Source organism: Thalassospira sp. HF15 (assembly GCF_011806525.1).
Lineage (GTDB): Bacteria > Pseudomonadota > Alphaproteobacteria > Rhodospirillales > Thalassospiraceae > Thalassospira.
Map to the genome: position 1 here is coordinate 390,729 of NZ_JAAVKI010000003.1, position 26,204 is coordinate 416,932.

The following is a 26,204-nucleotide window of genomic DNA, read 5'->3' on the forward strand; positions in this document are numbered from 1 at the left end:
GAAACCAAAAGGACGGCAGGGAAAACCTCTGCCGTCCTTTTGTTCTTTCAGGTCACGAAAAGACCGCAGCCTAGCTTGCCAGTTCAGCCGCCTTCATACGGTCCCGCAGTTTTTCCGGCACCGGGCCGCCAGATGCCCAATCAAGCAACTGCACGGTATGAAGCACTTTCAGGTCATCGGTTTCGATCTGGACCATGCAGCCGATATTGCCCGTTGCCACCAGATCAGGTTGGGTTGCGCGAATATTGCCACGTTTGCGTTCCTGAAGCTGACCAGCAATTTCGGGCTGCAACAGGTTATAGACCCCGGCAGACCCGCAACACAGATGGCCTTCGGCGATTTCGGCAACCTCGAACCCGGCCTGTTTTAAAAGATCGCGTGGTGGTCGGGTGATTTTCTGACCATGTTGCATCGAGCACGCCGAGTGATAGGCCACGCGCGGATTGCCGTGGTCTGCCCCGGCAAAGACAGCAGGATCAATATCAAGGCCTGCAAGATATTCGGTAATATCCTTGGCAAGACCCGATACAGCTGCAGCTTTGTCGGCATAGGCCACATCATGGCGCAACATATGGCCGTAATCCTTGATCGTCGTGCCACAGCCCGATGCGGTAATCACGATGGCATCAAGGCCTTCGCCGCTGATTTCAGCCGACCAGGCATCAATATTGCCCTTGGCCTGGGCATGCGATTGTTCTTCCTTGCCCATATGATGGACAAGCGACCCGCAGCATCCGGCCCCCTTGGCAACCACCACCTCGATACCAAGGCGGGTCAATAGACGAACCGTCGATTCGTTGATTTCGGTTTCAAGCACCTGCTGGGCACAACCGATCAGGATGGCAACGCGACCTTTGCGTTCGCCAATCGCCGGGATCACCTGTGGTTTATCAACCCAGCTTGGCGCATGCATCGGGCGTGCGCCCATTTTAACCATGCCCTTGAGACGACCGGGCATAAAGCGCGCAAAGGGCGCGGCAAATTTCGCCCCGATCAGAGACATCCTAAACAGGGTCGGGTTGGGCACGACAATCGACAGCAACTTGCGCAGCAAGCGGTCACCCAGCGGGCGATCATAGTTTTCTTCGATATGGGCGCGTGCATTGTCGATCAGGTGCATGTAATCGACACCTGACGGACAGGTGGTTGTGCAAGACAGACAGGATAGGCAACGATCAAGATGTTTGACCACCTTTTCGGTTGCCGGCTTGTCATTTTCCAGCATGTCCTTGATCAGATAAATGCGCCCGCGCGGGCTATCAAGTTCGTCACCCAGCGTCACAAATGTCGGGCAGGTCGCGGTACAAAAACCGCAATGCACGCATTTGCGCAGGATCTGTTCGCTTTCGGCGATGGCCGGGTTTTCAAGCTGGGCTGCGGTGAAGTTCGTCTGCATTACGCGCCCTCCCCGTTCTGTGAAACGGGTGCAATGCGCCCCGGATTGAGGATGCCGTGCGGATCGAAGTTCTCCTTGATCCGGGCATTGATGCGCGCAAGTGCGGGGTTTTCCGGATGGAAGACCGGGACGGTATTGCGCATCTCGCTTGGCGCACGCACCAAATCAGCCTGCCCGCCAGCAGATGTGACAACGTCACGGATCGTGCCCGCCATGCCATCTGCTGCATCCGACCCGGCAAGCTGCAACCAGATCCGGCCACCGGCCCAATCCATCATTGCGCGTCCGCCGGTTTTTTCGATCAGATCGGCACAGACATCGCCACCGCTTGCCGGTGGGACCGATACGCGCCACAGAAGACTATTGGTGTTTTCCGATGCCACAAACGGCGCGACATCAGAGACGACCTTCCAGATACTATGGCTATGACTTTCGGGGACTTCGTGACATTCGCCGAACTCGGCAAGCGCACGACACAGTGCGTCAGCCCGCCACGCGACCGAGGGATGAGGTCCTTCGAGGCGCAAGGCTACAAGCCCACTGCCGTATTCGCCGGCCAGTGGCACATCAAGATGCGGTGCGTCTTCCGGCGCAATCCAGGCCGCGGCCGAGACTTCGTTTTCACTGCGCATGGCCAATGTCATGGCTTTGCCAGCTTTACGCGGGTCGCTGCAGGCAACAATCACGGTGGCCGATGTTTCGTCATTGGGCATGACTTTGAGTGTCACCGTATGCATCACACCCAGCGTGCCAAACGAACCCGCCATCAGTTTCGACAGATCAAAGCCGGTGACGTTTTTCATCACCCGACCGCCGGATTTGAAATCCTCTGCCCGGCCAGACACGGCTTCAAAGCCCAGAAGGTGATCGCGTGCAGCACCCACCTTGATGCGGCGCGGCCCGGCAAGGTTACATGCAACCAGCCCGCCAATTGTTCCGGCATCCGGGCCAACACCACCATTCACAAGGGCCGGAAAATTGCCCGGTTCAAAATGGAATTGCTGATTTTTCTCGGCCAGCGCGGCCTTGATGTCGGCCAATGGTGTTCCGACACGCGCCGAGATCACCAGTTCTTCGGGCTGGTAAAACAAAATTCCCGACAATTGCGAACAATCAAGCACCGCATTGGTCTGAACAGCATGCCCGAAAGCGCGCTTGCTGCCCGATCCGATGATTTCAAGCGGGGTCTCTGATCCAAGCGCCCAACCAACAGCGTCACGCAGTTGGTCTGGCGTGGTGGGGGAAAGTACGTCCACCATAACTCTCTCTTTTCCTCTCCTGAGCCTGATCAACCGGATTTGCGGGAGCCGATTGGCAGGCCTTTGTTTTGTCTTGTTTGTTTCTTGTGTCTTGGGGCGGTGTTCTAGAAGCGCGGGATATCCGGGAATTTGTCGGCGACCGCCTTGGCATGCAGGGTTTTAAGCTCCCCACAGCCATGCAAGGTCGGGAATACCTTGCCGGGGTTCAGCAGCTGGTCCTCGTCAAAGGCCATCTTGATGCGTTCCTGATGCTTCATGTCGTCACTTGTGAACATCTCGCCCATCAGGTCGCGCTTTTCGACACCGATGCCATGTTCACCCGACAGCACACCACCCACGGCAACACAGAGTTTGAGGATGTCGGCCCCAAAGGCCTCCGCCTTTTCAAGGTCGCCCGGCTTGTTGGCATCAAACATGATCAGCGGATGCAAATTGCCATCACCGGCATGGAAGACATTGGCAACACCCAGCCCGTGCTGTTTGGACAGATCCTGCATACCGGTCAGAACTTCGGACAGACGGCCACGCGGGATGGTGCCATCCATGCACATATAATCCGGTGAAATGCGGCCAATGGCGGGGAAGGCGTTCTTGCGCCCGGACCAGAACAGCAGGCGTTCTTCGTCGCTATCGGAAATGCGCGAATAGACGGCCCCGCAATCCTTGGCGATTTTGCCAACACGGTCGATCAGGTAATCGACTTCGACCTGCGGGCCATCAAGTTCGACAAGCAGGAGTGCTTCGACATCAAGCGGATAGCCCGCCTGAACGAATTCCTCGGTCGCCTTGATCGCCGGGGCATCCATCATTTCAAGCCCGCCCGGAATGATCCCGGCGGCAATGATGGCCGCAACGCAATTGCCGCCTTCTTCGGATGAATTGAAGCCCAGCAACAGCGCACGCGCCGTTTCGGGTTTACGCAGGATACGCACCGTCACCTCGGTCACAATCCCCAGAAGGCCTTCGGACCCGGTAATGATGCCGAGCAAATCATAGCCCGCCTGATCAAGGCCCTTGCCGCCAACACGCAGAATGTCGCCTTCGATGGTGACCATTTCAACGCCAAGCACGTTGTTGGTGGTAAGCCCGTATTTCAGGCAATGCACCCCGCCGGAATTTTCGGCGATATTGCCGCCGATCGAACAGGCAATCTGGCTTGAGGGATCGGGGGCGTAATAGAAACCTTCATGTTCGACCGCGCGCGTGATGCCAAGGTTGGTGACACCGGGCTGAACGACGGCCGCCCGGTTGTCCCAGTCGATATCAAGCACGCGATTGAATTTCATCATACTGATGGTAATCGCATCGGCCATCGGAAGCGCCCCACCGGACAAGCCGGTGCCGGCACCGCGCGGAACGACACGGATTTTGTGGGTATGACAATATTTCAGGATGGCTGCGACCTGCTCGGTATTTTCGGGCAGGACAACGATCATCGGCAATTGCCGATAGGCCATCAACCCATCGCATTCATAGGGCCTGAGCTGATCATCATCGACAATAACCCCACCCGGTGACGGGATGATGTCTCGCATCGCGGCGATAATGTCCTTGCGGCGAGCAAGCGTGTTCTGATCAGGCTCAGGCATCCTAAGCATCGGTAGGTTACTCCGTTAATTCGACCAGCAGGTCCTTGGCTTCGACCTGTGTACCAGCCGGGGCGTGGATTGTGGCCACGGTGCCATCCTTTTCCGCGTGAACCGCGGTCTCCATTTTCATCGCTTCGAGCGAGCACATCACATCACCCGCCTTGACCTTCTGGCCCTCGGACACATGGACTTCGACCACAAGACCGGGCATCGGTGCTGCAACATGCAGCTTGTTGCCATCTTCGGCCTTTGGTTTTGTCTTGCCCGTGCCAGCCAACGTCTTGTCGGCGACCTTGACGGTACGCGGCTGACCGTTGAGTTCGAAGAACACGGTACGGTTGCCTTCCTCGTCGCCTGCTTCTGAGGTTGTCAGATAGCGGATGACAAGGGTTTTGCCCTTTTCAAGGTCGACCGAGATTTCGTCGTTCTGGTTCATCCCGTAGAAGAAGACAGGAGTTGGCAGAACCGAAACGTCGGCGTTGTGGCTGCGATGTTCTGCGTAATCAAGGAACACCTTGGGATACATCACATAGGATGCAACCTCTGCATCGGTGATATTGCTGCGATGGGTTTTCTTTTCGATTTCCTTGCGGGTCGCTTCGAAATCAATCGGCGGCAATGATTTTCCCGGACGATCCGTCAGGGCTTCGGCACCTTTCAGCACCTTTCGCTGCAGGGCTGGCGGGAAACCACCAACCGGCTGACCGATTTCACCACGGAAGAAGGAAATGACGCTGTCAGGGAAGGTAATGTCCTTTTTAGGATCAAGAACGTCTTCCTCGGACAAACCGGATGTCACCATCATCAGGGCCATATCGCCGACAACCTTGGAGCTTGGCGTTACCTTGACGACATCACCAAACATCCTGTTGACCGCGGCATAAGCCTTGGACACTTCGGGCCAGCGATCTTCGATCCCCAGTGCACGGGCCTGCTGACGCAGGTTGGTGTACTGGCCGCCCGGCATTTCATGGACATAGACGTCCGAGGTGCCACTGCGGATGTCGCTTTCAAATCCGGCATAGTAGCGACGGATTTGCTCCCAATAGGTCGAGACTTCCTTGAGTGCCTCGGTCTTGAGCCCCGGATCGCGCGGCTGACCGATATAGTTATTGGCAATCGAGCCGAGGTTGGGCTGGGATGTCAGACCCGACATCGAATCCATTGCCGCATCGACCGCATCCACCCCGGCATCAATGGCGGCAATCACGGTGGCCGCCGAAATGCCACTGGTGTCGTGGGTATGGAAATGGATAGGGATATTGACCGTATCCTTGAGTGCCGTGATCAGTTCGGTCGCAGCGGCCGGACGCAGGACACCCGCCATATCCTTGAGACCAAGAATATGGGCACCCGATGCTTCGAGTTCGCGGGCCATATTCATATAGTAATCAAGGTTATATTTCGGGCGATCCTTGTCATAGATATCGCCGGTGTAACAGATGGTCGCTTCGCAGAGTTTGTCGGTTTTCAGAACCGATTCCATCGCGACCTTCATGTTTTCAACCCAGTTCAGGCTATCAAACACGCGGAAGACATCCATGCCGTGTTCAGCCGCCTGCTTGACGAAGTAATCCACGGCATTGTCGGGATAGTTCGTATAGCCGACCGCGTTTGAGGCACGCAGCAACATCTGAGTCAGGATATTGGGCACGCGTTCGCGCAGTTTGACCAGACGATCCCACGGATCTTCTTTCAGGAAGCGCATGGCAACATCAAAGGTCGCGCCCCCCCAGCATTCGATGGAAAACAGTTCCGGCAGCCCATGCGCGTAATAGGGCGCAATTTCGAGCATGTCATAAGTGCGCATGCGGGTTGCCAACAGCGACTGATGGGCATCACGCATGGTGGTGTCGGTCATCAGGACGCGTTCCTGATCCTTCATCCAGCGCGAGAAACCTTCTGGCCCCAACTGATCAAGCTTTTGCTTGGTGCCCGGGCGGATTTCGCCAAGGTCGATGGACTTTGGCATCACCGGGTCATGCAGATTGGTCGGCACGACACGGCCTTCGACCTCAGGATTGCCATTGACCGCCACTTCGCCGATGAAGCGCAGCAAACGGGTGGCACGGTCACGACGGCGCACGAACTTGAACAGATCGGGCGTTTCATCAATGAAGCGGGTTGTGTATTCGCCAGCCCGGAATTTCGGGTGATTGATCAGGTTTTCAAGGAAGGCCAGGTTGGTGGCAACACCACGAATACGGAATTCGCGCAATGCGCGGTCCATACGGTCCACCGCTTCGCGCGGGGTGCTGCCCCATGCGGTGACCTTTTCAAGCATGCTGTCATAGAACGGTGTGATCACCGCCCCGGAATAGGCCGTTCCGCCGTCAAGACGAATGCCAAAGCCGTTCGCACCACGATAGACCTTGATGATCCCGTAATCGGGGACAAAGTTGTTTTCCGGGTTTTCGGTGGTGATACGGCACTGAAGCGCGTGGTCGCGCAGCTTGATCTTTTCCTGCCAGGGGATACCGGTTTCGGACGGGAAGCCGATGCGGCCACCCTGGGCGATCAGGATCTGTGCCTTGACCAGATCAAAGCCGGTGACGCATTCGGTGACGGTGTGTTCGACCTGAATGCGCGGGTTGACCTCGATGAAATAGAATTTGGATGTGTCGACATCCATGAGGAATTCGACCGTCCCGGCATTGACGTAATTGGCCGCCTTGCCAAGACGAATGGCGGCGTCACAGATTTCCTTGCGCTGATCATCATCGAGATACGGCGCGGGGGCGCGTTCGACGACCTTCTGGTTGCGGCGCTGAACGGAACAGTCACGTTCATAAAGATGAACCAGCGTTCCGTGGGTATCGCCCAGAAGCTGTACCTCGACATGGCGGGCGCGGCGAATCAGCTTTTCAAAATAGACCTCGCCATTGCCAAAGGCGGCCTCGGCTTCGCGGCGTGCGGCCAGCACCTGCCCCGCCAGATCCTTGCCATTTTCGATGACGCGCATGCCTCGGCCACCACCGCCCCAGCTTGCTTTGAGCATCAGCGGGTAGCCGATATCCTCGGCAATGCGGGTGACTTCTGCCATGTCTTCGGGCAGCGCACTTGAGGCGGGCATAACCGGCACACCGGCACTTTCGGCCAGATTTCGCGCGGAAACCTTGTTGCCAAGAGTGCGCATGACATCAGAGTCCGGACCGATAAACTGAATGCCGGCCTCGGCACAGGCATCGGCGAATTCGGGATTTTCCGACAGGAACCCATAGCCCGGATGGATGGCATCAACATCGGCATCGCGTGCGACGCGCAGGATGTCTTCGATATCAAGATAGGCGCGAATGGGTTTGTTGCCCTTGCCCACCGTATAGCTTTCATCAGCCTTGAAACGGTGAAGGGCGAAGCGGTCCTCGTCAGAGAAGATCGCAACTGTACGAATGCCAAGCTCGTTGGCGGCTCGTAGAACACGAATCGCAATCTCGCCACGGTTGGCGACCAGAAGTTTACGGATACGCTTTGGTGCTGAACGCGTCATGGACACCGGGCTCCTACCACATTTTCCTGGCAGGAACGTGCCTGTGCGCGCCTGCCAAAACCAAGTGAAACGCCACGATATGGTCCCGGAATGCGTTGCGGTGCGGGATGCCTGCAACGCCATACCTTTTGTGGCGGTACGGGATGCCAGCACGTTGAGATCTTGTGCAATGCATCCAGAGCTTTTGGCGCCCGGTGGGCAGGCGACGGTTCTGGTATATGCGCATTGCCCTCTCCCTGTCAAAGCATGATCTCGTAAATTGGTAATACCAATTTTTGAAAATACGGACCAGTTTCTTTTCACCATACGGAACAGTGCCTGTCGGCTTTCTCAATCACAGCGACCGGAAAACCGCGATCTTTCAGCGACTTTTGGTGCGGATATGCTATTGTCCGCCGACGAAAAAACTGAAAATCCCGAAACGGTTGCGCCCATGCCGAAGCTAAATCTTCGACTAAAGTTTTTGCTGCTCTCGATCCTGCCGCTGGTTCTGGCGGCTTCTGCGATCTCCTGGCTGGTCTTCGCCCAGGCCGAACGACTGGCCGAGGCCGAAATCAGAACCTTTGAACGCAACATCCTGCAAGCGCGCAAGGCAGAGCTTAAAAGCTATCTTGAACTCGCGATGGCCTCGATCGATCACATCTATTCGGTGGCAAGCCCGCTTGATGCGGTGTCCAAGGAACGGGTCAAGGCGATCATCGAAGACCTGTCTTATGGCGAAGATGGCTATTTCTTTATCTATGACCGTGATGGCACCGCCCTTGTCGACCCGCCAGAGCCGTGGCGCCTGGGGCGGACCTATTGGAACCTCCGCGACATCAATGGCAACTCGGTGATCCAGGGTCTGATATTCAATGCCGAAAAGGGTGGCGATTTCATGCGCCATGTCTGGGACAAGCCATCAACCGGCGAGCCGACCGAAAAGATCAGCTATTCTCTGATGCTTGATAAATGGGACTGGATGATTGGCACAGGGATTTATATCGACGACATTTCCGAGCAGGTCACAGAGATCGAGGCCGAGGTTTCCACCCATATCCGCGAAACCACGATCTCGATCATCGGGGTGACCATTCTGGCGGTATTGCTGGTGGGGATTTCGGGCACGGTTGTCACCCTTTCGGAACGCAAACTGGCCGACTCAAAGCTTAAGGAGCTGACCCACCGGGTTGTTGATGTGCAGGAACAGGAACGCCTTCGGGTGTCGCGCGAACTGCATGACGGCATCAGTCAGATCCTTGTGTCGGTGAAGTATGCGGTCGAAACCGCCATTGCGCGCATCACCCAAAACCGCGACAACGCGATTGAACCGATGGAAAAGGCCGCCAACCGGTTGCAGGACGCCATCCATGAAGTCCGGCGCATCTCGCGCGATTTGCGCCCGGCGGTCCTTGATGATCTTGGCCTGAAACCGGCGATCGAGAGCATGTGTGCCGAACTGCAAGACCGTTCATGCATCCTGATCGAGGTGAAATGTGAAAACATCGACGGGCAGCTTGATATCGGCAAGAAGACGACGCTGTATCGCGTGTTGCAGGAAACGCTGACCAACATTGAACGCCACGCTGATGCGACGGTTGTCAAAATATCCATCAAGCGCGAAGGCGAAAGCATCGTGATGCGCATTGCCGATAACGGGGTTGGTTTCGAGACCAACCGTTATATCCGAAATCGTGATCCGCGCGCAGGGATCGGGCTTCGCAATATGCGCGAACGCATGGAATTCCACGGCGGCGGGCTTTCGGTGCGATCCGAACCCGATGATGGTACGAAAATCACTGCATTTATTCCGGCAAACCGCCAAAATACCCTATCAGAGAACACTATCAGCGGTTAATCTGGCCTAGGGCCCCGCCCTACAACCCGACAGACACGCGACAGGAACTCGTTCGATCCATGACCAATGTCACCAATGCCAACGAAGTTTATTCCACCGATCGGCCATTGCGAATTTTGCTTTGCGACGATCACGCGCTTGTAATGGATGGCATCCGGTCGCGTCTGGAATGCTTTGAACATATCAACATCATCGGCGAAGCAGGCAATGGGGCGGAAGCACTGACCATGGCGGGTGATCTGCATCCTGATATTGTGCTGATGGACATTTCAATGCCGGTGATGAACGGCCTTGAAGCGGCTGAAAAGTTCCGTGAAACCCTGCCTGATGCCAAGGTCGTGATCCTGTCGATGCATGAAAACCCGGAATATCTGCGCACCGCCCAACAGGCTGGCGCAAAGGGCTTTATCCTCAAAGACGTGTCATCGAATGACATGGTGCGCGCGATTGAAACCGTCGCCAATGGCGGGGAAGCGTATAGCTCCACCTTTGATCGCATCACGGATGGCGAAAACATCAACAATGATGGCCTGCCCCTGACATCACGCGAACGCACGGTGTTGCGCCTTCTGGCCAAAGGAGCAAGCAACAAGCATGTCGCGCGCGAACTCGACATCAGTGTGCGAACTGTTGAAACCCATCGGCGTAACATCAAGCGCAAGCTTGATATCGACAGTTCGGCCGGGTTGGTGCGCTATGCCATCGAAAAGGGTCTGGTGACCCTTGATTCCAGCAGCTGAAATCACAATCTGGTTCACACATGTGACTAAGGTCCCATCCTTGGACCAGCATGACTATGCATTGATTTCACATTCTGGTACGGTAGATTAGGTCGAAAGTTGGACTCATTATATTTTCGATACCGGCGTAACCGGGATTGACCCGCAATCCGGATCAGCCCGGCGTCATGGGTGGCACGCGTGAACCATACAACAAGCTACACATTCCGACCCGAACTTGCGCGATGCCGCGAATGCGGTGTGCGGAAATTTGCCCTGTTCAACAACCTGACGGACGAGGATTTCAAACTTGTCCATATGCCGGTTGAGGACATCGCGCTGCCCAAACGCAACACGCTTTACAATGCCGGGGATCAGGCACAATCGATCTATACGCTGCGTTCAGGTCTGATCAAGCTTGTGCATTACCTGCCCGATGGCAATCAGCGCGTTGTGCGCCTTGTAAAACCCGGCGGCACCATCGGGCTTGAGGCACTGGTCAGTGATTGCTTTACCCATCACGCCGAGGCACTGCAGGACAGCAAGCTGTGCCGCATTCCGATTGCCGTGATTGAAAAGCTTGATAGTGAGAGCCCGCGTTTACACAAACAGGTGCTTAACCGCTGGCATCAAGCCGTGATGGAATCGGATAACTGGCTGACCCAGATGTCGACAGGAACTGCGCGCGAACGTGTCGCACGGCTTTGCCTGTTTCTGCATGATGACGTGACCGATACCTGCACCCTGCCGGGGCGCGAAGATATTGGTGCGATGCTGGGCATCACCACCGAGACAGCCAGCCGTATCATTGCCGATTTCCGACGTCATGATTTGCTTGAGTTTAAATCACGCAACATCTTCGGGCTGGACCTTGCCGGACTTCGAGAAGTCGCCGGAATTGAGGACAGCACCGGTTCAAATGGCTTTGAAGACTGAGCCGTTCCGGGCAGATGATTGCAGGATTTTCAAAAGGCTATCTGAGCGCATCCTGCAGATCCGTCTGAAAGGCAGAGTTCGGCCCACAGGCCAGTGAAAGTCTTTCATATTCCTGCGGGGTATCTATTTTCCGGTGCTGTTCGCGGCTGCGTCGGCGAATGTCATTCAGCCGTCTTTTGAAATCGCGACCATATTCCGAATGAAGCCGACGCATGGCACCCGGCACGTTGTCAGCGGGCATCGGAAACATCGCCCCGACCTTGCCAACGATATCTTTGACCAGATCATCGAGGGCCACACGAATATCATCTTCCATACCCTGATTGATTTTGACGTGTTCGCCTTCGTGGGCATAGACGACGTCATATTCACAGGTACCACGTTCCAGTTCGGCCGGGATATAGACCAGATGCTTGACCACATCGACCTTCGGGTTGACCAGAACGGGATCAAGACAATATCGCCCGGGACCGACTTGGCGTGGTTCAATGCGCATATCAAAGGATGCATTCACCTCGTATTCGGTCAGACCCGTGACGAGATAACGCGAATCCCCGCCGGCACGGCTGTTTAACCAGCGAATGGAGCGATAGCGATCAAGCATCGGGTCCATGCGATTAAATTCGAGGAAGGCCTTTGGCGCGCTGATCGGGGCGCAGCTTCCTTGTGCACGGGCGGATCCGGGCAACATAACCAGAACAGCCAGAACGGTTAAAAGCACAAACAGGATGCTGCCCTTTCCGATCTGATTTTTCTGTAGCCCCAACGCTGGCAACCGCTTCTCCCGATTCTTAGGGTCCAGACTCATTCAAAACGCTGCGCACAGAACAGTCCGCACGCAGCATTCACTGGATTTATATCTACGATGAAATGTCAGACGTGGCTCACATGATCGGCACAGTCGACACAGAGCGGTGTGGTCGGATCGGCTTCCAGACGCTTTTTCTGGATCGGCTCACCGCAATTGTGGCAATGGCCGTATTCGTCGTCATCCATGCGCTTGAGAGTTTTTTCGATCCGCTCCAACTCGACCGTGCGGCGACGTTCCTGTTCAAGGTGCATTTCCTGATTTTGCAGGGCATCCATCCGCGACAAACGGCCCACCGCCTGCTGGTCAAGTTCGACCGGCTTGCGATAATCTTCTGAATGCGTGGAATGCGATAGAATTTCCGCCCGTCGTTCCTCCAGACGGGTTCGCAATGCCGCAAGATCAATGTCTGTTCGATCGGTCATCCGAAACCTCATTACATGTTGTTGTTCTTACTCATTCAATATGGGGATAGAATTGCCCTCTCCGCCAATACATAAGTCAAAATAACCAAAAAAAACCGGACCATCAGGCGCAATTGCCGCAAGCATCGACGAGTTTCTCCATTGCTGCCTTGGCCTCATCATCATCAAGGCCTTCGGATTTGATGTTCTTTTGGATTTTGCAGCAAAGTGCCGGACCGTCCGGGAAGGGTTTGTCGGTCCAGAACGGCGCGGTAGTGCCGAAATATCCCGCCTGATCAAGGAACGAGACCCCGTAATAGTAAGCCGCCCCGACCGAGTTATAAAACGTCGGGTCATCAATGAACCCGCCATCGGGTGTCATGGATTTGGTCAGGCACCAGTGCAGCACCAATGCGATGTCTTTGGACGCGGCAGCCTGGGTCGCAGTATCAACCTGCCCCCAACCAAGATCGAAAATCTTGGTGACGTCGTAATTGTTGTGATTGTTGAAATCACCATTGTGCTTCCAGCCAAACGGATATGCATCGTCACGGATCGCAAGGGTGGTGTTGAAAATCTGCGTCCACAGATCGACCTTGCCGTGCTGATAGGAAATATTGTGGAAGGTCAGGCTGAGATCGCTGCTTTTAAGCACGCCCTGATCCTGTGTTTCAAACCAGCCGCCCCAATATCCGCTTTGATCATCCTGCCAGTCATCCAGCCACGATTTGTAGGCGCTGATATACGCATCGGTCAGTTCAAATCCCTTCACATTGGCTTTGAAATAATCGCGGATTTCGCTTTTAAAGCACATCTGTGACAGGGCGGCTGTGACCGCGCCAAGGGCATCACGGCGGTCAAGGCCATCAGTGAAAATCGTTGATGTCTTCTGGCCATCAAGCCAGGCAATCATTTTGTCCGGCGTGGCAATCGGTTCAAGAAAAGTAAGCGGATATTCGGGTGCCTGCCCTTCATCAGCCAATGTATTGACCGCATCAATCATCGCATCAACTTTCAGGAACCACTGGTCGTAACACGGCCCCCAGGAGCCGTCACTTGCCACCTGTTTTTCCGCCCACGCCTGATCGGGGTTGTTTAACGAGTTGGCAAAACCTTCCAGCTTGTCATCCAACGTTTTCCAGTCGGCGGTATATTGCAGCAACCATTTGCATTCGATCATTTGCTGATCGGAGGCCGCCATACTGTTTCCGGTTTTCTGCGCTGCAATCAGCTTTTCCTGAAGTGGGGCCAGCTTTGCGGCGTAGTTTTTTTGCTGCGCGATATAGTCGGGATCAAAGATACAAAACTGGTCTGTGATCAGCTTACTGAAATCTGTCAAAGCACGCCCCCTGCCGCTTGTCGCTGTATTGCCTGCACAAAACCATGACAAAAACCGGAGCATATCCAAAGCATTATCGACAGCCGGCCTTGCGGTGCCGACCAAACCCTTGCTTAAGCAGGGTATCAGGAGGGCCAGAGACGAGGTCAGTCCCCTAATCTTCAAGCAGCCAGTTGCGGATCACGCGCAGAGCCTGATCAGGATCGGTTTCGACAATTTTCGCAGCGACATTGGCCTTCTTGCGATCAATCATGCCTTCAATCCCCGCAACACTGAAGCCGTCCGTGTCTTGCCCCACCGGAAGAGAGCCGACACTCATCGATAAGCCCCGCAATCTTTCACGCAGCGCCTGATCCGATCCCGATTCGTAACGCGGGATCGGCGCAGCAGGCTTGGGCCCCGGCAAAAAGGACGCCCCGTCATCGGTCTGATCCGAATTGTCAGATTGCGTCATCGTCACAACTTTCGTCTCGTATCGGTCCGGGTCATCATACCCGATCATGTTCGCGGACACCAATTGGCCTCTTTGAGGTATTTTAGCACCCCCAATCCACCAGATCGTTATATTAGACTGAAAGAAACTTTGATTCCCTAAGGTTAAGGGTGCTACGCTTGGTTTTTAATAAATAAAAACCAACACTGACAACAGCTTGCGAGATCAAGCTACCAGATGTTTTCAGTCTTGGAATGCGCGCTCAACACATTGCTATGTTGGCTTATGAAGTTGCAGCCCTGGTAACCTTGACGCGCAAAGACCAGATACAAAAAACGCATGATTGCGAATTTTGTACTTTAACAAATCTTCATGTCTATCTAGTTTGGAAGGCTCAATGCGCCACCCCTTAAGGGTAGCCGTTGCAATACTTTTGAAGAAAGCGCACAAATCCACGGGGGCAGAGGTTTTTGTGAGGCACCATACTTTTATTCTGATTTTGGCAGTTGCGGCAATGCTTTCAGGCATTGGCACCGCGCACGCTGTTGAGTTTGGTGAGGCACCAGAACTTGCCAAGCAGGTCGCAGACGGCACCCTGCCGCCGGTCAAGGACCGCTTGCCGACCACCCCGATGATCGTCACACCCACGGACAGAATGGGTACCTATGGCGGCACGTGGAAAATGGCGCAACGCAACCGGCGCGACCATGCCCTTTTGATCCGTAACATCGGATATGAGCCTCTGCTGCGCTGGACACCGCAATGGTCTTCGACCATCCCGAATGTCGCCCTGTCTTTTCAACCAAGCAGCGATGCAACCGAGTTCTTTTTCAGACTGCGGCCCGGTATGCGCTGGTCAGACGGTGAGCCATTTACCGCAAACGATATTGTTTTCTGGTACGAGGATATCCTGAACAACCCTGCGTTCGGCGATTCTGTTCCCGAATGGCTGACGTCAGGCGGCAATCCGGTTCAGGTCGACGCCATTGACCTGCATACCGTCGCATTCCGGTTCAGCAAGCCATATGGTTTGTTCCCGACAGCACTTGCCCGCCCAGAGGGTGTCGAGCCGGTAAGTTACCCCGCGCATTTTCTTAAGCCGCTTTTGCCGAAATACAACAGCAAGGCAGACAGCACCGCCAAGCAAATGGGGTATGCCGGCTGGAAAGAACGGTTTGTCGATGTGTTTGGCCAACCCGGCACGATTGACGATCCGTCGCGCTGGAATAATCCTGATGTACCAACCCTGAATGCCTGGGTCCTTGACGGGGTATACGGCCAGGATGACCCGCTGATCGCCAAGCGTAATGCCTATTACTGGAAGATTGATCCTGCCGGTCGCCAGCTTCCTTATATCGACACGGTTTCCATGGCCCTTGTGGCCTCCAAGGAGGCTGCAGGAAAAGCCGCAATCGAAGGCAAGGTCAACATGCAGGAACGTCATGTCAGCAAACATGCCGATGAAGTCCTTGCACAGAACAAGGATCTGTTGCCCTTCACGCTGGTGGAAAGCGATATGAATATCCTGACCTTGTCGCTGAACCTTAATGACAAGGATCCGGTGCTGCGCAAAATCTTCCAGAACAAGGATTTCCGGGTAGCTCTGTCTTATGCGATTGATCGCGAGAGCATCATTGACCGTTTTGTCCCCGGCGCGCTGCCCCATCAGGCGGCACCACGACCGGAAAGCCCGCAATACCATACCGTATTGGCGCGGCAGTTCATGGCGCATGATGTTGAGCTTGCCCAAACCTATTTGGAAAAGGCCGGACTGACGGATCGGAATGAGGACGGCATGCTGATGCGCCCGGATGGCAAGCCGCTTGCGTTTAGCATTGATACCGAGGGTGCAGAGCGGTTCGAGATGCTTAAAGGTGTCATGCGCTACTGGCGCGACCTTGGCATTGATGTCACGGCACGCAATCTGCCGCGTGACGAATTCGTCGCCTTGCGCGAAGGCAATAATCATCACGCCAGCGCCTGGGGGGGTGATGGTGGCCTTGATGCGATGGTGATCCCGATCAATTACCTGCCGATGTCTTCCGAATCATCCTGGTTCGCCACCGGCTGGGCCCATTGGTACCTCAATCCCGACAGCCCGGATTCAATCACACCGCCCGAAGCAGTGCAAAATCAGCTGGCGCTTTATGACCAGCTCAAGGCGACTGCAAATACAAAAATCCAGAATCAACTTATGCGCGATATTCTCGACATCAGCGCCGATCAGTTCTACGTTATGGGAATCGCGTTACCGCCAAACAGAAAAGGCGTTGTTGCCCGGAACTTCCATAACGTTCCCAAGGTGATGCCTGCTGCATGGAGTTACGCAACACCCGCGCCAACGAATCCAAGTCAGTATTTTATTGAAACCGAATAAAATCACAGCGCGAGAAATACATCATTCCGGGTGGGGAGCCAAAAGCACTTGAGGACGCTGTTTGACCGATTGATCGGCAGTCTGGTTTTCAAGATCGCGCTTGCGATCATTGTCGTGGAAACCATGCTTTTTGGCCTGTTTGGCGGGTATTATGTGAACTATTTCGGGGCGGAGATTGACCGCCGGATTGCCGAAAAGATCAGCACACCCGGACGGCTGATTCAGCAGGAACAACTCAAGGTTTCCATTCTGAGCGATCCTGAACAGATGGAATTGCTGCTGGGCCCGCATTTGCAGCAGGCCATGGCAATCGGTTTTGACGGTACGATTTATCATTCGATTGATCCGCTGCTGACAGGCACGTCCATCAGGAACCTACCAGAATTTCCAGCAGATCAATTGCGTGAAGACATGACCGACCAAATGCTGATGACGGTTGATGGCGAAACCGGATCAAGCATGGTCAGTATTACACCGATTTTTAATCTGACGGCCAATCAGCCCTTTATGTATGTCTATCTCAAGGTGTCCACCAAAGGCCTTGAAGAAAGTCAGCGACAGATGCAGTCGGTACTGCTTATCGGATCGCTGTTGTGCGTATTGCTGACCTCGGCGCTGATCTTTCTGTTTACCCAGCATACGGTCCTCAAGCGCCTGATCGCTGCCGCGCAGTTCGTCAACAAGATCCAGATTGGCAAGCTGAGCTCGCGCCTGACTCCGATGGGGCGGGACGAGATTGGCACCCTTGAGCGTGGCCTGAATGCCATGGCCGAAAGTCTGGAACGACGCACCCAACAGCATCAGGCAGCACAGAATGCCTTGCGCGACAGTGAAGAACGTTTCCGTGACTTTACGTTGTCTTCTGCCGACTGGTACTGGGAGATGGGCAGCGACTTTAAGATCGCGTTTGCCTCTTACAAGTTTTATCAGCTGATCGAGGAAATCAACGGATCCCCACAGGGTCAGTCTTTTGACAAGCTTGGCCTGCATCCCGAACATCCCGATGGCTGGCAACAGCTGAAACGCCAACTCGATGAGCACAAGGCGTTTTATAACATCGAGTTCTCCTGGACGGCGCGAAATGGCGAAAAGCAGTTCGGACGCATCAACGGCGTGCCGGTCTTTGCGCTTGATGGCCGTTTCAATGGCTATCGCGGGACCGGCAGCAACATTACCGACCAAAAGCGTGCCGCCGAAGAACAGCACGCGCTGCAGCGACAGCTTGCCACGTCGCAAAAACTTGAGGCCGTTGGCCAGATGGCAGGCGGCGTTGCGCATGAATTCAACAACTGTCTGGCCGGTATTCTGAGTTTCGCGGAAGTCGCGCGTGCCAAGATTGACGATCCTGAACGTGTGAAGGAATACCTTGAGCATGTCATCTCACTTGGCGAACGGGCCACAGGTGTTGCCGATCAGCTTTTGATGTTCTCGCGACGCAGGATCGATCAGCCCAAAAATGTCCGGGTTGCAAGCATCTTTGCCGAGATGGAAAAGCTGCTGGTGACGTTGCTGGAACACCGGATTGATCTGCAAATCTGGTCGGATGAACCGGAACTGCATACCAGGGTCGACCCGACCCAGCTGTCAGCCTGTATTTTGAACCTTGCGATCAATGCGCGTGATGCGATGCCCGAGGGGGGCACGTTGCAGATATCATGCAGCAGTGCCGATATCCCGCCATTGGCAAAGCGCACCGGGGATGAAGATGAGGATATCTTCCCGCCAGAGGTAGAAGGTCCGTTTGTTGTCATTACGGTGCAAGATACCGGCACCGGCATCCCCGAAGACGTTGTTAGCCATATTTTTGAGCCCTTCTTCTCGACCAAGGAGCCGGGCAAGGGCACGGGCCTTGGACTTTCCATCGTCCATAGCTGGGTTGAGGAGTCGCATGGCTTTATCAATCTTGAAAGCGTCGAGGGCGAAGGCACGACCTTTTCGATCTATCTGCCCCGCACCGAACCGGGCACGGAGCCGGTGCACGAAGTCGATGAAATCGGCGAATTCCCCGGCAATGGCGAGCGCGTTCTGATTGTTGATGATGAACAGGCACTGCGCACCACGGCACAAATCATCCTTGATGACGCCGGATACAAGACCGAAACCGCCAAAAGCACCGAAGAAGCCTTGGTGATCCTTGCAAAGAATGCTGACGATGAACCCTTTGACATCATTCTGACCGATGTTGTCTTGCCAGGGCGTAGCGGGCCGCAACTGATCATCGAAGCCCTGCGGCAAAACCCGCGTTATGGCGTGGTCTTCATGTCGGGTTATCCCGCACGTTCGCGCAAGGAACTGGATAATCTTCTGGGCAACTACGTCTTTGTCAAAAAGCCGTTCCGACCGGGTCATTTGCAAAAGGCCGTTCATGACGCGCTCAAACTTGCAGCAGAGCGGACCCATTCGAGCTAAGGTCACTTTGAACGGCTCGATTCCCCAACCCTGACCACCGCGAACAGACGTCCTTTTCGCCGATTGGTTAAAAAAATCTTACCCGTCTATATTAGCTAAAATGGTTGCAAACCAAGCCGTTGGCGCGCAGTCGATGACGACGGCACTGGATAGTGTGACAACCGTCACTTATATCTAGATGACAAAACCATACCGTGGTTTTCAGAAAGTTTTTAACCACCCCGGTCGTGATGAGGGCAAGCCCTTCCGGGATCAAGTGATGAGGTCAGGATGATCGGCTCAGTTCAAGGTTCAGGACTAAGTGCAGCGGCACAGGCCGCAAACGAAGCAATTACGCCCAATGGTGGTGCAGAACCGTCTTTGCCTTTCGCAGCCGCAGAAGGCGCGATCAACAAGGCAACCGGTCTTGCCAAGGTTATCGGTTCCATCGTGACCGAGCACCAGCCGCTTGAAACCAGCGGCAACCGTGGCACCAAGGTTAATATCCTAACGTGATTTTTCCCTCTCGTTAGCTTCCTCCGGGGTGGTCTTTGATGGCCACCCTTTTTTCTGTCCGGATTCTGGACAGAAAAAAGGGTCGCCCCGCTGTTGCGCAATCATGACAAATGCCTGACCACGTGATAGGGTAATCGCACTTTCAAACGTGGATGATCAGATGGCGACCAACAGAATTGGCACAGGCTCCTCGCAAACCGGGCTTCAGGATGCACGCGCGCGTCCGCAGGGCGCCATTGCGTCGCGTGGCCGGGTCAGCGCCAATTCCGACCAACCATCATCTGACAGCTTTATCGCATCCCAGCTTGCCCGTTTGCGCAACCTGATCGCCACCGATCAGATTGATCACAATGCCCGGCGCGGAACTTACCTGAACATTCTGCTTTAACCGGCAATGCATAACTGCGTTTCGTCATGGTGTTCCAGACTGGAACGCATTGATTTGGCGTGCATGTCGCTCAAAATCCCGCACCACCGCCGACAAAGAAAAAAGCCCCGTACCGAAGTACGGGGCGAGTTCATTTGTCCAGGTGTGTTGGACAAGGGAGCTTGCGCAAAAGCGTGAGGGATCACGCAGTTGCCTGGTTTTCGCTCTCGGAGCGAATGGGGTGTTCCAGCTTGTCGACGATTTCCTTCGGCACGATCTGCCAGAAGTTGCCGCGTTCGCGATCCCAGTTATCGAGGATGGTGCGCGCAAAACCACTTTCGGTTTCATTCACATGCTCTTCGATCAGAGAACGGCAATGTTCGTCCCAATGCTGGGTTTCAATGCGCTGATACAGGATGGAGCCATCATTGACGACATCGGCAAAGGTGCCTTCGGTGTCATAGATGAACGCCATGCCACCGGTCATGCCGGCACCGAAGTTTTCACCAACGGAGCCAAGGATGACAGCCGTGCCGCCGGTCATGTATTCACAACCGTTCGAGCCACAGCCTTCGACGACAACAGTCGCCCCGGAGTTACGCACACAGAAACGTTCACCGGCCTGACCCGCGGCAAACAGCTTGCCTGCGGTCGCACCATAGAGAATGGTGTTGCCGATGATGGTGTTTTCGTTGGTCTTAAGCGAGCTTGAAGGCCGCGGACGCAGAACAATCGTCCCGCCCGAAAGGCCCTTGCCGACATAGTCGTTGGCATCGCCCTGCACTTCGATCTTAAGGCCCTGCACCGCAAAGGCACCAAGTGATTGACCAGCCGAGCCACGCAGACGGACATGCAGATGACCCGGTTTCAGGCCGCTCATACCGTATTTCTGCGTGATCAATGACGACATCCGGGTGCCAATCGCACGCTGGGTGTTCTGGATGTTGTACTGCAGCTGCATCTTTTCGCCGTCTTCAAGAAGCGGACGGGCATCCTTGATCATCTGGGCATCAAGGGTGTCAGGCACTTCGTTACGGCCTTCGATGGTGCAGAAGCGCGCATGATCACCGGCATCTGCCTGTGCCAGAAGCGGGTTAAGGTCAAGGTCAACAAGGTCCTTGGCGCCACGGTGAACCTGATGGAGCAGATCAGAGCGGCCAATGACCTCTTCAAGACGGGTATAACCAAGCTCGGCCAGAACGTCTTTGACTTCTTCGGCCATGAAGGTGAACAGGTTGACCAGCTTGTCTGCGGTACCGACGAATTTGGCACGCAGGGCCGGATCCTGAGTACAGACACCCACCGGGCAGGTGTTGGAATGGCACTGACGGACCATGATGCAGCCAAGGGCAATCAGCGATGCCGTACCGATACCGAATTCCTCGGCACCGAGCATCGCGCCCATGACAATGTCACGGCCGGTTTTGAACCCACCATCAACGCGCAGCTTGACCTTGTCACGCAGGTTGTTGAGCGTGAGCACCTGGTTGACTTCCGACAGGCCCATTTCCCACGGAACACCGGCATATTTGATCGAGGTCTGCGGGCTTGCGCCCGTACCGCCGTCATACCCGGAAATCAGGATCACGTCGGCTTTTGCCTTGGCAACGCCAGCGGCAATCGTGCCGACACCCGAACGCGACACCAGTTTGACGCAGACGCGGCAACGCGGGTTGATCTGTTTGAGGTCATAGATCAGCTGTGCCAGATCTTCGATCGAGTAGATGTCATGGTGCGGCGGCGGCGAAATCAGGGTCACACCCGGCGTTGCATGACGCAACTGGGCGATTTCCACCGTGACCTTGAAGCCCGGCAGCTGACCACCTTCACCCGGTTTTGCTCCCTGGGCGACCTTGATCTGGATTTCTTCGCAGTTGTTCAGATATTCGGCGGTGACACCGAAACGACCTGATGCAACCTGCTTGATCGAGGAACGCGCATTGTCACCGTTCGCACGCGGACGGAAACGTTCACGCGATTCACCACCTTCACCGGAGTTCGATTTCGCACCGATGCGGTTCATGGCAATCGCCAGGGCTTCGTGGGCCTCGGTCGACAGCGCGCCATGGGACATGCCCGGCGTGACAAAGCGTTTGCGGATTTCGGTGATGCTTTCGACCTGATCCTGACGCACGGCTTTGCGGTCAGAACGGAAATCAAGCAGATCACGCAAATGCAGCGGTTCACGCGAGCGCAGACCATCCGAGAACTTCTTGAACGAATGGTAGCTGCCAGAGGTCACAGCCGACTGAAGCGTATGGATCAGCGGACCGGTCCAGACATGACGTTCGCCACTGCGGCGGTATTTATAAAGACCACCCACCGGCAGAACCACAACATTGCCGTTAAAGGCTTCTTTGTGCTGGGCGATGGTGCGGCGCTGAATGCCCTGAAGGCCGATCCCCGAAATGCGCGACGGCATGCCCGGGAAGAATTCGGCGACGAGCGAACGCGACAGGCCGATACTTTCGAAGTTATAACCACCCCGATACGAACTGATGATCGAGATGCCCATTTTCGACATGATCTTGAGCAAACCGGCATCAATCGCCGCCTTGAAACGCTGCATGACTTCGGCGGTGCTGTTCACATTCGGGAACAGGCCACGTGCATAACGATCAAGCAAGCCTTCCTGTGCGAGATAGGCGTTTACCGTGGTCGCGCCAACACCGATCAGAACGGCGAAGTAATGCACATCCATGCATTCGGCTGAGCGAATGTTGAGCGAAATATAGGTGCGCAACGAGGTCTTCACGAGGTGGCTGTGAACACCACCGGTCGCAAGGATCATCGGGATTGCGGCACGGGTTTCAGAGATGCCTTCGTCGGTCAGGATGATGTGCAGGGCACCGCCACGCACAGCTTCCTCGGCTTCGCGCTGAATGCGCGAGATCGCTTCGCGCAGCGCCAACTTGCCACCATTGATGTCAAAGGTGGTATCGATTTCGACCGCACTGCTGCCCATATAGCCGCGCATTGCGTCATATTCGGCATTGGTCAGAACCGGGCTTTCGAGCTGCAGCAGATCACACTGGCTTTCATCCTCGTCAAGGATGTTGCCAAGGTTGCCCAGACGGGTTTTCAGGCTCATGACGCGCGCTTCACGAAGGGAATCGATCGGCGGGTTGGTCACCTGCGAGAAGTTCTGACGGAAGAAGTGATGCAGGCCGCGATACCGATCCGACAAGATCGCAAGCGGGGTGTCATCACCCATCGAGCCAATAGCTTCCTTGCCGTCCTCACCCATCGGATGAAGGATCAGTTCAAGGTCTTCGTGGGTCAGCCCCATCGATTTCTGCAAACGCAGCAGACGTTCTTTTTCAAGATATGCCGGTTCGGTGCGTTCCGGTGAAATCAGGTCATCGAGCACTTTGGTACGACCGACCCATTTCGACCAGTCACGACGTGCGGCGAGCTTGTCTTTGAGCTCGGCATCATGAAGCAGTTGACCTTCTTCAAGGTTGACCGCAATCATCTGACCCGGGCCGAGGCGGCCTTTTTCAATGCAGGCTTCTTCGTCGATATGAACCATACCGGCTTCGGAACCTGCAATCAGAAGACCATTGCCGGTAACAGCATAACGCAGCGGACGCAGACCATTACGGTCGGTCCCACCCATCAGCCATTTGCCACCATAGGCCGCAAGAGCGGCCGGGCCGTCCCACGGTTCCATCACGGCGTTGCAATAGGCATAGAGGTTCTTATAGCTGTCAGGCGTAGAGGCCTTTTTCGACCAGGCTTCCGGCACCATCATGGTTTTGACCATCGGCAGGTCGCGACCGGCACGGACCATCAGCTCAAACACGGCATCCAGCGCCGCCGAGTCAGACGAGCCCGGCTGGATCACCGGCTTGAGGTCATCAATGCTGTCGGCATAGGCATCATGTGCCATGCGTGCTTCGTGGCTTTTCATCCAGTTGACGTTACCGCGCAGCGTGTTGATCTCGCCGTTATGGGCCAGAACACGGAACGGCTGTGCCAACGGCCAGCTCGGGAAGGTGTTGGTCGAATAGCGCTGGTGATAAACGCAGAAGTTCGAGATGAAGCGTTCGTCGCGCAGATCCGGATAGAAGGTATCAACGTCTTCGGCAAGGAACATGCCCTTGTAGATCACCGAACGGCACGACATCGAGCAGATATAGAAATCCTTGATCGCCTCGGAAAGCACGGCCTTCTCGATGCGACGACGGATGGCATAAAGATCAATCTCGAATTTTTCTTCGCTGACATCTTCGCGCACACCAATCAGGACCTGCTCGATTTCCGGGCGGGTCTGGTTGGCTTTTTCACCGATGACCGACACATCGACCGGCACCTGACGCCAGCCGAGAATGCCGTAACCCTGCTTGAGGATTTCGGTTTCGACAATCGCACGGCAACGTTCCTGTGCGGCCATATCGATACGCGGCAGGAAGACCTGACCAACAGCGATCAGGCTGTCCGGGGCTTCCTGGTTGATGACTTTAAGGTACGCCTTGAAGAAATCCTGCGGGATCTGAAGGTGAATGCCTGCGCCGTCACCGGTCTTGCCATCGGCATCAACAGCACCACGGTGCCAGATGGCCTTAAGCGCCTCGATCCCGGCTTCAACAACTTCACGGCGCGGTTTGCCGTCAATGGCACCGACCAGACCCACACCACAGTTGGCGTGCTCTTCTGCCGGATCATACATCCCGCTGGCTTCAAGATGAGCCGCGTTCTTTTCAAAACGGGCGATATCACTTGCGCCCTTGCTGTGAACGATCTTGTTCATAACTCTCTCTCCTAATGCGGCAGCGGGATTAAGCGGCAGCTTCTTTGCGCGCCAGCAAATATTCGTCAATCCGGTCAGCCGCATCACGGCCATCACGAATTGCCCAGACCACAAGCGATGCCCCACGGGCGATATCACCCGCAGCAAACACGCCATCCAGATTGGTCATCATGGTGCGGAAGTCGATTTTGACCGTGCCCCAGCGCGATACACCGAGTTCCGGTGCGTCAAACAGGGTCGGCAGGTCTTCCGGCTCGAAACCAAGGGCCAGAATGACCATGTCGGCATCCATGGTGTAGCTTGAGCCTTCGATGATTTCCGGGCTCTGACGACCACCGGCATCCGGAGCACCAAGGCGCATCTTGACCGCACGTACACCGGTTACCTTGTCATCGCCAACAAACGCTTCGGGGTTGGTCAGCCAGACGAATTCAACACCTTCTTCCTCGGCATTGGCGACTTCGCGCTGCGAACCCGGCATGTTGGCACGGTCACGACGATAGAGACATTTGACCGATTTCGCCCCCTGACGGATGGCGGTACGGACACAGTCCATGGCGGTATCACCACCACCAATGACCACAACGTTCTTGTCCTTGGCATTAAGGGTTCCGTCTTCGTAGGCAGGAACCTTGTCGCCAAGACCATGACGGTTGGACGTGGTCAGATATTCAAGAGCCGGATAAACATTTTCCAGACCGGCACCGGGCAGTTTCAGGTCGCGGGCCTTGTAGACGCCGGTCGCGATCAGAACGCTGTCGTGTTTCTTGCGCAGGTCTTCAAGGGTTGCATCGCGGCCAACTTCGAATTCGGTGTGCATGATAACGCCACCTTCTTCGAGAAGCTTCACGCGGCGTTCAACCACGTCTTTTTCAAGTTTGAAGCCCGGAATACCATAAACCAGAAGCCCGCCCATGCGGTCATAACGGTCATAGATATGGACTTCATATCCTTTGAGGCGCAGCTGTTCTGCTGCGGCCATGCCGCCCGGACCACCGCCGATGATGCCCACCGACATACCGTTTTCCTTGGTCGGTTTCGGCGGCTTCACCCAGCCATTCGCAAAGGCGGTATCGGTGATGTATTTTTCGACAGAGCCGATGGTCACAGCGCCATGAGTCGATTGTTCGATCACGCAGTTGCCTTCACACAGGCGGTCCTGCGGGCAAATGCGCCCCGTAACTTCCGGCATGTTGTTGGTTGCAGCCGAGATGGCATAAGCCTCTTCCATGCGACCTTCGGTGGTCAGGCGCAGCCAATCGGGGATGTTGTTATAAAGCGGGCAATGTGCCTGGCAGAACGGAACACCGCACTGCGAACAGCGCGCTGACTGGTCTGCAGCACTTTGGTCCTCAAACGGCTCATAAATCTCGTTGAAATCCGTGCGGCGCTCTGACGCCTCTCTTTTGTGCGGATATTTTTGTTCGAGATGAACAAACTTCAGCATCTTTTCTGTCATGACGGCCCTCTGGAAGGGTTTTATGTTGCGGGTTTTGCTCTGTATACGTGTCGAAAAGGCAAGAATCCAGTACAAAATCGCATTTAGGTCAATAAAACTGACTTAAATATCCCGATAAATTTTCCGGTTTTTCAAGA

Annotated in this window: 17 protein-coding genes; 7 read left to right on the forward strand and 10 right to left on the reverse strand. The window is 55.2% G+C overall.

Going from position 1 to position 26,204, the window contains the following annotated elements; genetic code table 11:
- Window positions 1-70 precede the first annotated feature (70 nt).
- The 4 genes from glcF to HED22_RS08400 form a co-directional block, all read right to left on the reverse strand.
- Entirely contained in the window at window positions 71-1,396 is a 1,326-nt protein-coding gene (gene glcF, locus HED22_RS08385) for a glycolate oxidase subunit GlcF (RefSeq protein ID WP_167721073.1), read from the reverse strand.
- A complete protein-coding gene (gene glcE / locus HED22_RS08390; RefSeq protein WP_167721074.1) occupies window positions 1,396-2,655 on the reverse strand; it encodes a glycolate oxidase subunit GlcE in 1,260 nt (419 codons plus the stop codon). Before glcE ends, glcF begins: the two co-directional genes overlap by 1 nt.
- Window positions 2,656-2,759: 104 nt before the next feature.
- Window positions 2,760-4,244, reverse strand: a complete 1,485-nt coding sequence (locus HED22_RS08395) for an FAD-linked oxidase C-terminal domain-containing protein (protein ID WP_167721432.1) — start codon at window positions 4,242-4,244, stop codon at window positions 2,760-2,762.
- 16 nt (window positions 4,245-4,260) lie between these two features.
- Window positions 4,261-7,731: a pyruvate carboxylase gene (locus tag HED22_RS08400; protein WP_167721075.1), complete on the reverse strand. Its 3,471-nt coding sequence runs from the start codon at window positions 7,729-7,731 to the stop codon at window positions 4,261-4,263.
- Window positions 7,732-8,164: 433 nt separating this feature from the next.
- On the opposite strand from HED22_RS08400, the gene HED22_RS08405 reads away from it, so the two are divergent.
- From HED22_RS08405 to HED22_RS08415, 3 genes are all read left to right on the forward strand, one after another.
- Window positions 8,165-9,568 (forward strand): cache domain-containing protein, encoded by a 1,404-nt coding sequence (locus HED22_RS08405; protein ID WP_167721076.1) that lies wholly within the window; start codon window positions 8,165-8,167, stop codon window positions 9,566-9,568.
- A gap of 59 nt (window positions 9,569-9,627) precedes the next feature.
- Window positions 9,628-10,308, forward strand: a complete 681-nt coding sequence (locus tag HED22_RS08410; protein ID WP_167721077.1) for a response regulator transcription factor — start codon at window positions 9,628-9,630, stop codon at window positions 10,306-10,308.
- A 180-nt stretch (window positions 10,309-10,488) separates the two neighbouring features.
- On the forward strand, window positions 10,489-11,223 hold the full coding sequence (locus tag HED22_RS08415) for a Crp/Fnr family transcriptional regulator (protein WP_167721079.1): 735 nt from the start codon (window positions 10,489-10,491) through the stop codon (window positions 11,221-11,223).
- Window positions 11,224-11,260: 37 nt separating this feature from the next.
- Here HED22_RS08415 and HED22_RS08420 read toward each other — a convergent pair whose 3' ends face one another.
- The 4 genes from HED22_RS08420 to HED22_RS08435 all read right to left on the reverse strand — a co-directional run bounded on the left by HED22_RS08420 (window position 11,261) and on the right by HED22_RS08435 (window position 14,288).
- Window positions 11,261-12,031, reverse strand: coding sequence for a hypothetical protein (locus HED22_RS08420; RefSeq protein WP_254869852.1), 771 nt, complete (start codon window positions 12,029-12,031; stop codon window positions 11,261-11,263).
- Between the two features lie 65 nt (window positions 12,032-12,096).
- Window positions 12,097-12,456 (reverse strand): TraR/DksA family transcriptional regulator, encoded by a 360-nt coding sequence (locus tag HED22_RS08425; protein WP_167721081.1) that lies wholly within the window; start codon window positions 12,454-12,456, stop codon window positions 12,097-12,099.
- A 103-nt stretch (window positions 12,457-12,559) separates the two neighbouring features.
- A complete protein-coding gene (locus tag HED22_RS08430; RefSeq protein ID WP_167721085.1) occupies window positions 12,560-13,774 on the reverse strand; it encodes a hypothetical protein in 1,215 nt (404 codons plus the stop codon).
- Window positions 13,775-13,928: 154 nt separating this feature from the next.
- Window positions 13,929-14,288: a hypothetical protein gene (locus HED22_RS08435; protein ID WP_368484487.1), complete on the reverse strand. Its 360-nt coding sequence runs from the start codon at window positions 14,286-14,288 to the stop codon at window positions 13,929-13,931.
- Window positions 14,289-14,721: 433 nt separating this feature from the next.
- On the opposite strand from HED22_RS08435, the gene HED22_RS08440 reads away from it, so the two are divergent.
- From HED22_RS08440 to HED22_RS08455, 4 genes are all read left to right on the forward strand, one after another.
- On the forward strand, window positions 14,722-16,584 hold the full coding sequence (locus HED22_RS08440; RefSeq protein WP_254869853.1) for an ABC transporter substrate-binding protein: 1,863 nt from the start codon (window positions 14,722-14,724) through the stop codon (window positions 16,582-16,584).
- A 48-nt stretch (window positions 16,585-16,632) separates the two neighbouring features.
- Complete coding sequence (locus HED22_RS08445) at window positions 16,633-18,993, forward strand: ATP-binding protein (RefSeq protein ID WP_167721088.1); 2,361 nt, start codon at window positions 16,633-16,635, stop codon at window positions 18,991-18,993.
- A gap of 270 nt (window positions 18,994-19,263) precedes the next feature.
- Window positions 19,264-19,488, forward strand: a complete 225-nt coding sequence (locus HED22_RS08450) for a hypothetical protein (RefSeq protein ID WP_167721090.1) — start codon at window positions 19,264-19,266, stop codon at window positions 19,486-19,488.
- Window positions 19,489-19,648: 160 nt separating this feature from the next.
- A complete protein-coding gene (locus tag HED22_RS08455) occupies window positions 19,649-19,876 on the forward strand; it encodes a hypothetical protein (protein WP_044829259.1) in 228 nt (75 codons plus the stop codon).
- 181 nt (window positions 19,877-20,057) lie between these two features.
- Here HED22_RS08455 and gltB read toward each other — a convergent pair whose 3' ends face one another.
- On the reverse strand, window positions 20,058-24,608 hold the full coding sequence (gltB, locus tag HED22_RS08460) for a glutamate synthase large subunit (RefSeq protein ID WP_167721093.1): 4,551 nt from the start codon (window positions 24,606-24,608) through the stop codon (window positions 20,058-20,060).
- A 28-nt stretch (window positions 24,609-24,636) separates the two neighbouring features.
- The gene (locus HED22_RS08465) at window positions 24,637-26,067 is read right to left on the reverse strand and encodes an NAD(P)-dependent oxidoreductase (protein WP_167721095.1); all 1,431 of its coding nucleotides are present in this window, start codon (window positions 26,065-26,067) and stop codon (window positions 24,637-24,639) included.
- Window positions 26,068-26,204 lie beyond the last annotated feature (137 nt).

Excerpts from the sequence above, each read along its gene's own strand:
- glcF (WP_167721073.1), bottom strand. The coding sequence starts at position 1,396 with ATGCAGACGAACTTCACCGCAGCCCAGCTTGAAAACCCGGCCATCGCC.
- glcE (WP_167721074.1), bottom strand. The coding sequence starts at position 2,655 with ATGGTGGACGTACTTTCCCCCACCACGCCAGACCAACTGCGTGACGCT.
- HED22_RS08395 (WP_167721432.1), bottom strand. The coding sequence starts at position 4,244 with ATGCCTGAGCCTGATCAGAACACGCTTGCTCGCCGCAAGGACATTATC.
- HED22_RS08400 (WP_167721075.1), bottom strand. The coding sequence starts at position 7,731 with ATGACGCGTTCAGCACCAAAGCGTATCCGTAAACTTCTGGTCGCCAAC.
- HED22_RS08405 (WP_167721076.1), top strand. The coding sequence starts at position 8,165 with ATGCCGAAGCTAAATCTTCGACTAAAGTTTTTGCTGCTCTCGATCCTG.
- HED22_RS08410 (WP_167721077.1), top strand. The coding sequence starts at position 9,628 with ATGACCAATGTCACCAATGCCAACGAAGTTTATTCCACCGATCGGCCA.
- HED22_RS08420 (WP_254869852.1), bottom strand. The coding sequence starts at position 12,031 with ATGAGTCTGGACCCTAAGAATCGGGAGAAGCGGTTGCCAGCGTTGGGG.
- HED22_RS08425 (WP_167721081.1), bottom strand. The coding sequence starts at position 12,456 with ATGACCGATCGAACAGACATTGATCTTGCGGCATTGCGAACCCGTCTG.
- HED22_RS08440 (WP_254869853.1), top strand. The coding sequence starts at position 14,722 with ATGCTTTCAGGCATTGGCACCGCGCACGCTGTTGAGTTTGGTGAGGCA.
- HED22_RS08450 (WP_167721090.1), top strand. The coding sequence starts at position 19,264 with ATGATCGGCTCAGTTCAAGGTTCAGGACTAAGTGCAGCGGCACAGGCC.
- HED22_RS08455 (WP_044829259.1), top strand. The coding sequence starts at position 19,649 with ATGGCGACCAACAGAATTGGCACAGGCTCCTCGCAAACCGGGCTTCAG.
- gltB (WP_167721093.1), bottom strand. The coding sequence starts at position 24,608 with ATGAACAAGATCGTTCACAGCAAGGGCGCAAGTGATATCGCCCGTTTT.
- HED22_RS08465 (WP_167721095.1), bottom strand. The coding sequence starts at position 26,067 with ATGACAGAAAAGATGCTGAAGTTTGTTCATCTCGAACAAAAATATCCG.